We start from the raw sequence: 14,136 nt of genomic DNA on the forward strand, positions 1-14,136 counted from the left end.
TCTCCAACAATTTGCCCCTCCGGTTTTCTCCCCAGAGGATTGCAGAGTAAACTAACAATATATAGTATACCTAATTAACCGTATTTAATCAATCTGCTATTTTACAGTTACCTGTCCTTTATTATAAGATCCTATATATCCTTCCTCCAGCGCTCCCGGATGTTGGCTTGAGTATGCTGCAGAATTGTCCGCCTTATATGCTTCCTTAGTAGCATAGAAGCTTGCCTGTAAGAATCCATGTTTTTTACTTATTTTCCTTATAATATCTTCTGCCTTAGCCTTATCGTCCTTAATATATCCTGGGATCAATACTTCCCCCATCTTATCCTGAAGCAATCTGCCATTGACCATTAATGGGTATACGCCTAAAACCTCATGGGCAGGTAGCCCGCTATCTCCACTTACCTTAGCTTTCTTTGCTTGTGGGCTACCCTGATTCATGCGGCTAAAGATCTTAGTTCTGGACCCATCTTTTTCATGCCGATAAACTGCCTCAATATCGTGCCCCTTTAGTAGGAATAGGTATGTGGCCTTGCTTGTAGCTATCTCCTGCCTCTTTCCCATAGCCCAGTCAGGCATAGCAGTTGCACTGAAAGGTGTGCCCAGATCTTGGTGGTTCTGAAGGAACCGTATAATAACCGGATTAATGGGTTCTTCCTCTGCCAGAAGTGTATTCGCGCAAAGAATGCCCCAAAATAACGCTATAATTAACAAAAATAATGGTCTTCTCTTCATTTTTCCTCCCATTTAAGCATAATTTTGTAGACTATCATCTGTAGTGTTATCGTCTACATTATGCGATTATAGCTCTCATGGGAAGGGATATCAAGTCATATAAGTTCAGGAAAGCATTTGGAATAGCCGTGCGTAAACACAGGCACAAAATGAACTTATCTCAAGAGGATTTTGCTGATAAGGCAAATATACATAGAACCTATGTTAGCTCTATAGAACTAGGTAAGGTCGACGTAGGCATCGGTGTGGCCTATAAGATGGCGGGGGCCTTGAATATAACTTTTAGCAAACTCGCCAAAGAAGCTGAGAAGAATTTGTAACAAAATTCTTTTCCTTAATCTTATATTTCTTCATCTCCGAATGTGACATATGGATCTCCTATTACATCCAACTGGGTAAATCTTTCCTTGACATTATCAACCTTATCTTCATAGCTAGCTTCTAACTCATCAAAATGTTCCATTTTAATCTGATCATTTTGAAAAGCAGTTATATATTCCTGATTCATACCCGGATCAAATTTTAAAGGTTTTATACCCTTTATTAATCCTATGACCCCTTTATCCGTTTCGTTATTGATAAAATATATTAATAATTCCTTCCACAATAACTTTTCTTTAGAAAAATCATATTCTTTTCTCATAAATATCTTAAACGCCTTTGAATTATATCTTACTTCATAAGTATAAAGATTTTTTGCTCTAGATTCGCTATAAATTATCTGATATAAGGCTTCCACTATCCTGCCAATAATCTTACCAATAAATTTTTTATATCTTTTGTCATTCGTTCGAATTTCCTCTTCAATATTTAAATATTTACGAAGAAAATCAAGCAATGCAGTTTTCTCTTTGGAAATATTCTGTATCTTATTCAAACAATATCTATCGTATCTGATTGTTTTATAAAAATTAGTTGTCATTTGCAGAAACGCATTATGAATATTTTCTAATTTCAAAGATTTTATTTTTTCCAACCTTTGCAACAGCTCTAAATGGCTATGTGTTATTAATCCTTTTTCGAATAATTCTTGTTCAAGATCATCATTGTATTCAAGTAAAATTATTGCTATTTTTTGCAGTCTTTCTACTCCACAAGAAATATTATATAAAAAATCAAAAATTGCTCCTTCAGCTTCGAAATCCTTAATTTCATCAAAAGCTTTTAAGCCGTTATATATAAAATTGCCCGCAATATCTAGCTCAATGCCTAAACTAAAATTTTGCCAAAATTCTTCTTTTGTCATTGATTTATTCATAATAATCCTTTTTCACTATTTACTCATTCGTTCCAGTTCTTGTTTTATAACCATCGACGCCTTGCAGTCATCCTCATTATATTCAAGTATCCTATTCAGGATACTTTCATCTTTCGTTTCACAATATTCGTTATACCACTTGATTGATAACGCCCCGGATGGGGTTTCGTCCCGCCACTTGAAACCAAGATATGTAGCGATTTCTTTTAATGAATAACTCGGTAATGGCCAGTCTGTTTTACTGTAAATGGCCTCATAATATAAATCTATAATATGAGGCTGATTGAAATATGTTTCCACTTCTTCCGGAGTTACTATGTCCGGATAAAGACCAGCTAAAGCTTTATATGTAGTTTTCTCGTGACTAGAATAGTAATAAACAGCATGAGATTTATCTTCAAAGGACTTCAGATAATCCCATAGTTCTTTAAAGGCTTGTTTCTCTCCTACTTCATCTGTACTTTTTGCAACAAATGCAACAAACCTTTCTTTGTCTCCAATCTTCTCGTAAATACCATGCAGATAAACTATACCCCTCATTGGATCATCTTCTATATCAAGATATAGCTCAGCATCAACTTCAGGAAAAGATATCGGCTCATAGAAAACAGGTTTCTGTTCATTATTTAAGACCTGTGCTCTTTTGTGAATCTGGGTTAATGTCTTATCACCAAGCTGCATGCCTTTGAGCTTATCTTTTTCTAGTTTCTTGGTGGTAAGAATGGTTTCTAGATCTATCTCTGACATTTGCTTAGTCGTCATAATTCCAAATACATCATTTAATGCATCGCGTTTACTTCGCCCCAAATAAAATAACTTTGTAAGGTCATCTTTTCCATAGCACCACTTTTTACAACTCGTATACCATATACACATCTTGCATACAGATCCTAACGCTGGTATATTTTGAACCTCGTCAGCAATTAACTTTCTTGTCTCTGCCTTTATTTCTTCATAATATTGCCAATAAGTCCTCAAGTCCTTTTTCCCCATAGGCAGGTCTAAATCATACTCTACCTCTTCTCCATGACCATCTATTATGATTCCTTTATTTTTAGAAGCATATCCAAGCTTTTGCAGAATATCAACATATAGACATAATTGAACTGCATAATGTTTCTTTAGTTTTTCTTCTCCATTTTCTGAAAAATCGCCATAGCCCCTACCTGATTTGATATCAATTGGTATATATTTGTCCCCGTCCTTTTTTAGTAGATCAGGTATACCCATCATATCCTCATATTCGATTACACCCTGATATATGAGCTCGGCGCCTTCATCCATTGCTTTTTTTGTTTTTTCAATCCTTTCCTCAAAGGTTCCGCCTGAAATATCTGTATATTTACCAATAGATTCAATTATTTCTTTCTCATGCAGAACCCCTCTATCCCAGATAAGCTGCAAGAAGGCATTTTCCTCATCTTGCTTCTCATTCTGAGGTCCATAAATATCCCGCCACACCCTGTGCGGACATTGGATATAGTTATACAATTTAGAGGCTGTTATGGTCATTTTTCTTTAACAATATGCTCAATAATTGCTTCTATCTCACCATCTGAGACTTCTTTCCATTCATCGGGAGACATCTCATTATAAACATCCTTATTCCCTTTTATCTTTATATTCTTTTTAGTCTCTTTGTTGATTTTCTTTAGATGATTTATTACGTCTTTGTTGTTTGGAAATATATCCTGTTCAATGTCTTGATCAGACAAACCATAAGCTCTTCTGATAGCTTTAGGATGATAGTAATTTTCAATACACTGTTTTTTAAGAATGCAGCATTTAGCGTTTTTATTCTTTTCAAATTCAGTTTTCAAAGCTTCGTTATTTTTGATCAACTTCACTAGTGACTTTTGTTTGTCTTCCGAACACTCAGATTCATCAAAAACATTACCATCTAACAACAAAACTAATGCCCTTCTTGACTTTGAAAAGTAATGAATATCTATAAAATTGGCTAAAGTATTCCCTCCACCAAAGAGAAACAAATATTTGTTTCTCTTTTCGTCATCGTCAAAATCAATACCTTTCAACTTTTGAGCAGCTATTTTTAAAAAATCGATATCATCTTTTCCTTCCACGAAAATGATTTTTTCAAAGCTATCTCTAAGATTATAGGATGGTTTGATCCCCAGTTCTTCAATTATCTCCTCTACTAAATCAACACCCTGTTCATAAATAGACTGAATGTTATGTCTGCATAAAATAATATTTGTTTTTTTAGTGGTTCCAGCGAAAACTGGAGAATGCGTTGTAACCAGAATTTGATTATTGCTTGAAATCTCTGATAAAGAATCTAATAAATCAACCTGTGCTGAGGGATGCAAAAATGTTTCTGGCTCTTCTATTGCATAAATAACATCTTCACTTTTCTTTTTCTCTGCCAAATACCGAAAACGTCCAACCATAAACAATCTTCGATACCCTGCCCCTTTATTTTCCATCGGCAAAGCCTCTTTGTCTTTGCTAAATTTCAACTTAACAGTTACATCCTTGATAGCATCAACCCAGTTAAATTGTGGTTCGATTTCAACTTTTTCCAAATCTGACACATGCATCTTCATATACTTTTCTATCTCTCTAGCCTCTGTTTGCATCCTCTCAGCAACATCTTTTTCAATTCTTAGCAATTTTGATTCTTCATGATGCTGCTCTTCACGAAAATATTCTATAGTTTCTGCTTTCATGCTTGTATTAAATTTTGTGTCTGTGCTTATCGCATGATCTGATGGAAAAAACTCCATCTGAGGCAATACTCCATCAATTTTTGGATCTTCTTTCCATATAACACATTTATTATGACCATTGCTATCTAGGTATTCTTTTATATACTTAATCTTTTCAAGCTTTGAATTCCTACCCGGCACATCTGCTGGCACACTTATCTTCAGCTGTTTTATTATTCTATCTATGTCTTTATCTGCCTTATCGCTTAATTGTTGATATGCTTCCTCTTCATAATCTACAACACAAACTTCACTCCGCGTTGGTTTTTTGTCTGGTTTTTCCCAGGTTTTTCTTACAACTAGGTGTTCTCCTTCCTGCAAAATAGAAAACACTTCTTCTTCTATCCCAATATCCTTCTTCCGTGTATCCTTCAAATACTCTGCCATCTTTGCCCTCATATCTTCATCTGAAAATGTGCAGACCATCTGGATGGGCTCTTCTGCTTTCCTATTTATATTAAAGTCCTTTTCACAAACAGGATAACTTTTATTATCTAAAAATGAGGCTATTGCATTCAATACTATAGATTTTCCACTATCATTTTTCCCAACAATCGTTGTAAGATCTGAAAGCATAACCTCCTGGTCTTTAAATATTCCTCGGAAATTTTTTATTTTAATCTTTGTCAATCTCATACGTTCTCCTCGTCATCTTGATTGTCATCATTTACATACGCTTCCGGCAACTCTAATATCTCTATCTTAGGCAGACTCATACCTGCTAAGCCTTCAATATCTCCCTGCATGCCACCGATATTGAGAACAACTCGTTCTATCTGTTTTTCCCGTTTATCCCAAATCTTATTCATGGCACGCTTCTCTCTATCAAGATCCTCTTTCATGCCAACAAAAGATTCTACAATTGCCTCTACCCTGTTTCTGAATTCCGGGCCTGTAAGGTAGTTATAAACTAGTTCTTTCTTCTCAGCCTTGCCTTCTTGTAGGCTTTTTTCTACCGCCACTTTTGTCAAAATAACACGCAAGGCTAGAGCAAGACTATTTGCCGCGCCTAAGGAAGCTACCCACACTCCTTCTATTTGTCTAAAATGAGTAAGCCCTGGGGGGAGAACTTCGGAAACTATAACCGCCACATCAGCTTTAGCATCCCTTTGGTCATCTTTTAGCTTTTGAAGCCACTTATCGCTCCATGTTTTTGTCCTCTTAGTCTCCCAGAGTATTTTTCCACAAACTCTGCCAGACTGTGTTTTTACCGTTTGTATAACATCGCCGCCTTTAACGCCTTTTGATACAGGGTCTATTTCATCAAAGACAAACTCTTCTTTCAGCATATCCTCAAGTTCAAGTTCTAGGACCTCCCCCTGGTTCTGTTGAGACCCCTGTTCTGCTTTTCTCTTCAGATCGTCTATCTGCTTACGCATATCAGCAAGTTGTTTATCTTTCTCCGCATCTTTCAGGCGGTGCTCTTCTTCATAGGTCTTAAGTGTTACTTCCTTAATTTTAGAACGTTCCTCGTCAAGCTTCCTTGCCATTTCAAGTTCAGCAGCCTTTTCTCTTTCTTCGAGTTCTCGTTGTTTCTTTCGAAGTTCTAACTCCTGTTTTTGACCTTCCGCTAGCTTGTCATCTTTTTCCTGAAGCTGCGCTTTAAGATCTTCTAATTCAAGTTTTATGGACTCTTCTGCCTTCTTCTTTGCCTTATCCTCAGCCTCTTTCTTCGCTGCTTCTATCTGATCGGAAAGCTCTTTTTCCTTCTTGTTAAATTTTTCCCTTTCATCCTGAAGCTTTTTGTTAAGCTCTTGTTCCTTTACTTCAGTCTCTTTGCTGGCCTTTTCTTCAAGGTCTTTTATTTGCTTCTGATACTTCTTTGCAACCTCAACCTCTATATCATGTGATACGGCCTGTGAAAGCTCAAACTCAGCTCCACACTCCGGGCATTTAATTAATCCTTTAGACATAATATCCTCCCAAATATATTATTTTTCCTTATCTTTTTCTGCCTTTTTAGAAAGCAGCAATAACAATGCAACTATCAAATGAACCACCCATGACAACAATAATATAATTCCAATACCTATCAATATTAAAATCAATGGGAAGAGGATAGCCGCTATTAAATATGTCGTGAAAAATACGATCTTCTTACAATGCCATATAATCTTATTCTCTTTTTTAGGAAATTCTAAAATGGCGATTTTTTCAAAAAGTAATGTATTAAAATAATCTATGGGCATTACTTTATACGGTTCTCTTTCGAAACAATAAACTCCAGCCTCCTCAAATCCTGTCGCTATTAATTCTGAGCAAAAGTAGGCTTCTTCAACGTTAAACCGTCCACCCATAAACTTATTATCTAGAAGAAAATGAAACTGATGCGGCAAGAGATTAAACAGCAAAAAATATACTAACCCTCTGAAATCGTACTTTTCTCCTTTTTCATTAACACAAAAATCTATCATCTTCCCGAGGCTCTCTTGCGTAATGTTTTTTCTTCTCAAGACTAAAAGTTCAAAATTGCCACCCAAATAAGCCTCGGTGAAGTTTCGTCTTACAATACCCCCAGGAAAAGCTTCTACTACCTCGTCTTTCCCGAGATACAAAGCAGCGTGTGTCCATCCCCTTGAGGCATATCCTCTTTTGAAGAAATTTGCAACTTTGATCAATAACGACGATAGAACAACCCCTTTACCACAAGTTAAAATGACATCTCCTGGCTGAATTTTATCTTTAAGATCTGACATAATATCTCCTCACAAAACCTGTTTCTGTATCAAAAACCAATACATCATCAGATCTTGTTCTTTTAATTTTGGGTTTTTAAATTTCTTTTCAATAATATTCCAGAAATGTTTATTGTGTTTTCGCTCCTCTAAGTGAGCGATCTCATGAAAAAGAACATATTTCACAAGGTTATCCGGCAAATACCGCATTAGGGCATTGACTGTTATAATCCTATTCTGCGAACAACTTGCCCATTTTGTTTTCATGGTTTTGAAATCTAGTCTTTTAATCTCTATCTTCAAGGGCTTCAGATATTCATCAAGTGTTTTCCTTACAAAACCTTTAAAGCTGTCGATGTCTCTTTTGACTTTTAACTGTTCTCCCTCGCTTCTATCCAGAGAGGCTTCTATCTGATCATGTTTGGACATGATCCATTTCTCATGTTTCAATAAGAGTTCGGCTTCAGTCTCCTTCCAATCCTTGGGTACAATTAATTTTAAGATACCTGTCTTGAACTCAAGCCGTGGATGTTTAACTTTCCTGTACTCGGTCTGGTAAAACACAACCTTGTTATATGCTTTTATCGGTTTATCCATGCTTCACCACGTGATCAATAAGTTTCTGATAAAGCTGTTCCATCGCATCAATGCTCAGTCCATATTCTCGAACGTATTTCCTTATAAACTTCCGGATGGTTTTTTCTACATTTTTCCGTACAGTTACTTGCGTAGCCCAGTTTGGAAACTTCCTTGCTTTAAGCCCAATAATGTCATCAAGGTTATCGTACAACTCTTTGACATCGTCAATTAGGGCCTTTTGCTTGCCAAATTGTTTTTCCAAGATAAGGAGCAAATTATAAGAAATGTCATCAAATCCGATATCTCTTTGCCTCTTCTTGATGGACATCATATCGTCCCATATGGCCAAGCCCTCATTATATATTTCTTCGAAATTCTTGGCCTTTTGTTTCCATGTATCCAGAAGTTTCTCTACTCTTTCGGCTACGGTCTCGTAAATAGTATTTTTCTGCCGGTCAACAAGAACATATCTATTGAGCGTGAAGACAAGATTTGCGGCTTTTTCTTCTTTGCCTTTTGCCTTTGCATCTAGCACTTCGATGTACTTTTCATTAAACTCAATAGCAGGCAAGGCATCATCAAGCTCTTTCAACTCTGTCGTCTTGTGGATAAATTCAACTGTTTGTTTGTAGTATTGTTCGATATAGAGCTTCTCATCCTCTCCACGCGCTAAAACAATCTTGAGATAGCTAGCATATATCTGACTCAGCCATCCATACTCAAGGGCTTTCTCTGCTTTTATGGTTTCAGATCCCAGCAGCTCAAACAGCTTCCTTAATGTTTTAAATTCACTCAGGAAATGTTTACAAAGGACTTCATCGGCCGTTAGAACCTCTATCGCCTTAAGCAAAGTTTTTCTGTCTACCTTATCTTTTGGTAAGGCCTCAAAGATGCCCAGAAGCTGACTCAGTTTTTCAAAAAATTCCTTTTTTAGCTCATCAGCGCTATAAAGAACCCCTTTCACTTCTTCCTGCGTATATATCTCAAAAGCCCTATTGAAGTCTTTCAGTATTCCTATATAGTCGACAATAAGACCCGCTTCTTTTACTCCCTTATAAGGTCTATTTGTTCTTGCTATGGCCTGTAGCAATCTATGTTCTTTAAGTGGTTGATCCAAGTACATTGTCTGTAAAATAGGAGCATTAAAGCCTGTTAGGAGCATGTCTTTCACGATAAAGATCTTCGGCAAGTCCTCTTCTTTGTACTTATTTATGAGCTCTTTCTTAATATCATCTATTTCCTTACCATTATGCCTTTTAACTAATTCCGATTTATACTTCTTAATAGCATCGGAATCTTTTTTTTCTGAATAGCTCATTACTGCTTCCGAATACTCGGGAGGCAAATGCTTATCAAGCTCTCTTTTATACATAACACATGCCTCCCGGCTAACTGCCACAACAAGAGCTTTATATTTACCATTCACATTTTTCTTGAAATGTTTAGCGATATTCTCTGCCACTATCTTTATTCTTTCGGGGTTTTCAAGATAGGCTTTTACTATGCTGAGTTTCTCTTTTATGCCCTCTTCCACGCTTTCCCTGATGTCATCAGGAATCTCTTGGTATTTTTCCTTAAGAAAATTGTCTAACATCTCAGCGTTAAGATGTATTCCTTCCTTATCTGCAAGTGCAGGTTTATATGCTATCCTTACAGTAAACTCATCCTGCCAGGATTCCGTAATAAAATATTTGTCGATATATTTTTCCTCCGGGAGATAACTAAAATCCCTGTAGGTATCTATGCCTCTTTCGGGCTTACATATCGGAGTTCCTGTAAACGCAAAGAAGAAAGTCGTATCCTCACCGAGCAAGCTCTTCATCTGCGCAGCCATGCCACCGGACTGCGATCTATGCCCTTCATCTATGAAAGCTACAACATTCCCCCGTGTTTTAAGCGTTTCTTGTTTCTCTGACAACTCAGCAAGATACTTGTCAAGTTCTGCCAATTCTTCCGGCCTGAATTTATGGACAAGCGTTATAAACAAACCTCTTCTGCCTTTATAGCCATCATGCGAAACTATTTTTTTGAGCTCATCAATGGAACTGATTACTTCCGGCTTTGTGATATCAAGGGCATTGAATTCGTCACTAAGCTGCTCTTCGAGCTCTTTTCTATCAACAATAAAGAATATCGTTGGGTTTTCTAAGACTGGGTTGTGGTACAGCTTATATGCAGCAAATATCATCTCCAGCGTCTTACCCGACCCTTGCCAATGCCATATAAGCCCCCTTCGCTTTTCGTCTTTGCTTGAAATGAAGGCCTTAACCCTTTCCTCTATTTTGTTAACTGCTCTAAACTGCATATACCTGGTAATGACTTTGGTCGCATTTCCGAACTCGATACGATAGAAAATAAAATTTCGGATAATATCAAGTAAGTTCTGGCAAGAAAGCATGCCTACGGTCGCGTCTATCGAATCTAAACCTTCCTCTTTCCATTCACCAACCTTTAATTGCCTAATATCATCCTGCCATGGCACTATTGGAAAATATCGCGCTACTTCAGCGGCAGCCACCCCTATCTGAGCATATTTATATAATTCAGGCACAGCATTCTCATAATCTTTTACATCTTTAAAGGCATTAGTCCAGTCCTCGGAAAATGAAGTTGGATTCTTGCATTCAATATTAACAAGCGGAATACCATTAACATAAAGCACTATGTCCATGATCTTGTGTTCTTCCCCATTTATATAGTGGATCTGCCTGGTCACGATAAACTCATTGTTCTTGATGTTGTCGTAATCAAAGAGCTGAATTCGCTCGAGGGTTCTCTCCCTTTCAAGTTTTATCGAAACTCCATTCTTAAGGTAGTTCAATATTTCTTTGATACCATCCTGAGTGGCTCCTTTAAACTTAAGGGCCTTAACTACGCTGTTAAGGTCCTCATTGGTTAAACTAGCCTTATTAATTTCCTTAATTTTACGCATGAGGTTTCTTAATAAAAGTGGTTCTTCAAAACTATCCCTCTCCAGATCATCAGCAGAAATAAATGTCCACCCTGCATCAGGGCCAATTAATTGTTCTATAATATACTTCTCTAAAGTTTCTTTTTCGTTAAACCTGGCCATATTAATCACCTTTTATTCTTTTCTTTCCCGTTAAAAGATCGTTCATAAGTCCTTGCTTTATTCTCTTCAGTTTGTCTCTTCTATCTTTTTCTAAATTCATTTTCTGTTCTACAAGCCTTATTTGATCTGCAACTTTATTTTGATAATCAATATCAACTTGTGGAACATTGAACTTTTCTAACATAGTTTTTGATAGCTCTTTAAAGGTGCTTTGTCCCGCTCTATTTTCGAGCGCATATCTTTTAGAACTCAGATAATAGGAATAAAATAAAGGATTAACCTCTTCCTCTTTTCTTGGCAATAACCCTTTGCATCCTTGATTAAAAGTACTTTCAATTTGAAGCAGTGCGACATAACCAACCGGAGCCCTTGTGGACATTACTATTGAATTTGCTGGCATAATATTTAGATTGGCATCCTTCACGGCTTTATCAGATACCTTTCTCTTGCTTTCTCCCACATAGACATCTCCCTCAAGCTGGCCAAGATCGGCAGGAGTCAACCAGTTTACTTTTCCATCTTTCCAGTACTTTTTATTTTTTGTTGATGGCGTACTTCCGCTTTTAACTTCAAAGATATTGATGAGTGGGACAAATTTAAGCTTCTCATTTTTCAAAAAATATTTATTCACTAACCCTTGTTTTATATGTTCCAACTCCTGAACAATCATATCTGTTTTTTCAATTACCAAATCAAGAATTGTTAAAATTTTTGATATTTCCTCTTGTTCTTTCAGTGGAGGCATTATGATATGTAGCTTATTCATATCTCTTTGGAAAATATGCGGGATCTGCCCCCCTGACACTTTTTGGCGTAATAGTCTTTTAAAGAAAGGACCTTGAAAAAAATAGAATAAGTACTTTGGCAAAAGATCTTCTTTTTCACTCCTTATTAGCATCATTGTGCTATTTATTGTCGCCTGTTCCGGCAAGTTATCAATAAAGGCAAGCTGCCCAATGGTCCCGTCCTTAGACATAATAATGTCTTCTTTTTTTAATTGTATTTCAGGAGATTCATCATAACGCTGCTTTGATATATGATCACATTCTCGCCAAAGCACTTTCCCGTTATTTAGATGTTTATTTGCAACAAGACTAGGCCCTTTTTTGGTATATTCCGAAGCCTTTAGGCCTCGCCATCCTATCCTTCCTTTAATATAGGCATAGTTTTCAAGAATATCTATTTTCCATTCTCCGGGTAATCTAAGGCTCTTCATTGGCTTCCTTTATTTGATGTTATTAATAACTGTCTCTATATCTTCTTCAAGAGCATCTATTTCGGATTTTAATTTTTTATATTTCCCCCACTCTTCCTTAATATCTATTTCTTCGATTTCATCCTCTGGAAAAACATACAAAGAAACATTTAGGTTATACTCATTTTCTTTTATTTCAACGAGTTCAACACTTCTAGCAAACCCATCCTTTTCTTTGAAATCTTTATAAGCTTCAGCGATATTCCCAATATGTTCTTTTCCCAAAATTTTAAGCTTTCGTACATCCGGATGCTGTCCGTACTCATTTGTTGCATTAATAAAAAGTACTTTTCCCTTGCGTTCCTTGGATTTCTTTTTATTAAGTATCATTATCGCCCCTGGTGCCCCTGTGTTGTAGAAAAGCTTTTCTGGAAGAAGCATTACACACTCTATTAGATCTTCATCAACAATCTTTGTTCGTATTATCTTTTCAGCTCCTCCACGGAACAAACACCCGTTATCTATTACAACTCCCACCTTTCCTTTTGATGATGCAAGCATATGTTGTATCCATATCCAGTCAGCCGATTGCTTCGTTGCAAACCCATATGTGAAGCGCTTCTTCCAAAAATCACCTTTCTTTATAACGTTCTCATCATATCCATCCTGATTCCAGGGTGGATTCGCAATGACCATATCAAATTGATTAACCATGTCTTCTTCTTTAAACTTCGGGTAAAGAAGAGTATCTCCATATGCTAACTGAGCGTTACGTATCTCATGCATGTACAGGTTCATTTTCCCAAAAGCTAAAGTTTTGTGATTTGCCTCTTGTCCAAAAAGAAAAAGTTTTTCCGCGTCCTCTCTTCCGTATTTCTCTTCTACATATTGATGCGCAATTATGAGCATTCCACTCGATGCGACCGCAGGATCATAAACACTTTCATTGGGCTTAGGGTCTAATATCTCCACCAATAACCGGATAACTTCTCTAGGGGTGTACACTTCCCCCTCTTTTGCTTTTTGCGGAGCAAAATACCCTAAAACCCATTCATATGCATCGCCCAGAATATCTGGCGCTACGTGATGAAGTTTTCTTTCGCTGAAAAGCTCTACCAGCTGTCTCAAAATTTCAGCGTTCTCACGGTTGTTGGTAAACTGTATGAAATCTGTTGTATCCAAAATATCTTTTAGCTCGGGGTTCTTCTCTGCTAAGATTTTGAGCCCTTTTGAAAAATTCTCGGGCAAACTATTTACGTCCTTCCTTATATTCTCCCAAAGATACTTTTCCGGTATTACGAAGTCGTGATATGTTTCGTTGGTTGCTTCTTTCTTGGCCTCGGCTTCGCTGAACCCATCATCTATTGCTTCCTTATACGCCTTTTCATATTCCAGTTCCCATTTATCACTTATTCTTTTGAGGAACAACAGTATTAAAATAAACTTATAATCCACCCTGGTTCTTATAAGATCAGCTGCTTTCTTTAATATCCCCTCGAGATCTCCTCTTGATATCTTCTGAAAGGCTTCCCCCATAACCTGGTCGAAAGATTTAAGGTTATATATTCTTTTTCTGGAATCGTCCGGATCTAGCTTTACCTCCAACCAGCCAGCCTTTTTTAATTCTGAAATAAGAACAGGTATCCCTTGCATGCTCTGTTTCTCTACATCTTTATCTTTGAGAATTTTCTCGACATCCTCCATGCCAAATTCACGATCTCCTAGCTCTTTCCATAAAAGTTCATATCTTGTCTTCACCCAGTTTGGCAAATTTGTCTGCACCATAAGTCTCTCCTATATTAGTTGTTTTTCTGTTGGCTTATTGTATAAGCTCTTTTCTTTTTTGCTTATGTAAATTATATCTTTTTTCAGGTTTTTGTCAATAAGTTTTT

General features: G+C 36.8%; 11 protein-coding genes. 1 reads left to right on the plus strand and 10 read right to left on the minus strand.

Translation table 11 applies throughout. The annotated features are described in order from the left end of the window. Positions 1 to 96: 96 nt before the first annotated feature. Positions 97 to 735 carry a hypothetical protein gene (locus tag PHH49_04960; protein ID MDD5488295.1) on the minus strand — a complete coding sequence of 213 codons (639 nt, stop codon included), beginning with the start codon at positions 733 to 735 and terminating at the stop codon, positions 97 to 99. A gap of 77 nt (positions 736 to 812) precedes the next feature. Between PHH49_04960 and PHH49_04965 the strand changes: the two genes are divergently transcribed. Further along, positions 813 to 1,055: a helix-turn-helix transcriptional regulator gene (locus PHH49_04965; protein MDD5488296.1), complete on the plus strand. Its 243-nt coding sequence runs from the start codon at positions 813 to 815 to the stop codon at positions 1,053 to 1,055. Positions 1,056 to 1,075: 20 nt separating this feature from the next. On the opposite strand, the gene PHH49_04970 is transcribed toward PHH49_04965, so the two are convergent. The 9 genes from PHH49_04970 to PHH49_05010 are packed head-to-tail and all read right to left on the minus strand — an operon-like array spanning position 1,076 to position 14,029. Then, positions 1,076 to 1,993, minus strand: a complete 918-nt coding sequence (locus tag PHH49_04970) for a hypothetical protein (protein MDD5488297.1) — start codon at positions 1,991 to 1,993, stop codon at positions 1,076 to 1,078. A gap of 15 nt (positions 1,994 to 2,008) precedes the next feature. Next, positions 2,009 to 3,505, minus strand: coding sequence for a TM0106 family RecB-like putative nuclease (locus tag PHH49_04975; GenBank protein MDD5488298.1), 1,497 nt, complete (start codon positions 3,503 to 3,505; stop codon positions 2,009 to 2,011). After that, a complete protein-coding gene (locus tag PHH49_04980) occupies positions 3,502 to 5,358 on the minus strand; it encodes an AAA family ATPase (protein MDD5488299.1) in 1,857 nt (618 codons plus the stop codon). Before PHH49_04980 ends, PHH49_04975 begins: the two co-directional genes overlap by 4 nt. Next, a complete protein-coding gene (locus PHH49_04985) occupies positions 5,355 to 6,635 on the minus strand; it encodes a DUF2130 domain-containing protein (GenBank protein ID MDD5488300.1) in 1,281 nt (426 codons plus the stop codon). The genes PHH49_04980 and PHH49_04985 overlap by 4 nt, the downstream gene beginning before the upstream one ends. 18 nt (positions 6,636 to 6,653) lie before the next feature. Next, a complete protein-coding gene (locus tag PHH49_04990; GenBank protein ID MDD5488301.1) occupies positions 6,654 to 7,418 on the minus strand; it encodes a hypothetical protein in 765 nt (254 codons plus the stop codon). A gap of 9 nt (positions 7,419 to 7,427) precedes the next feature. Continuing rightward, positions 7,428 to 7,994 (minus strand): M48 family metallopeptidase, encoded by a 567-nt coding sequence (locus PHH49_04995; protein MDD5488302.1) that lies wholly within the window; start codon positions 7,992 to 7,994, stop codon positions 7,428 to 7,430. After that, positions 7,987 to 11,049 carry an HsdR family type I site-specific deoxyribonuclease gene (locus PHH49_05000; GenBank protein MDD5488303.1) on the minus strand — a complete coding sequence of 1,021 codons (3,063 nt, stop codon included), beginning with the start codon at positions 11,047 to 11,049 and terminating at the stop codon, positions 7,987 to 7,989. The genes PHH49_04995 and PHH49_05000 overlap by 8 nt, the downstream gene beginning before the upstream one ends. Before the next feature lies 1 nt (position 11,050). Continuing rightward, a complete protein-coding gene (locus PHH49_05005; protein MDD5488304.1) occupies positions 11,051 to 12,265 on the minus strand; it encodes a restriction endonuclease subunit S in 1,215 nt (404 codons plus the stop codon). Positions 12,266 to 12,274: 9 nt separating this feature from the next. Beyond that, the gene (locus PHH49_05010) at positions 12,275 to 14,029 is read right to left on the minus strand and encodes a class I SAM-dependent DNA methyltransferase (protein ID MDD5488305.1); all 1,755 of its coding nucleotides are present in this window, start codon (positions 14,027 to 14,029) and stop codon (positions 12,275 to 12,277) included. Between the last annotated feature and the right edge of the window lie 107 nt (positions 14,030 to 14,136).

Source organism: Candidatus Omnitrophota bacterium (genome assembly GCA_028715965.1).
Lineage (GTDB): Bacteria > Omnitrophota > Gorgyraeia > Tantalellales > Tantalellaceae > JAQUQS01.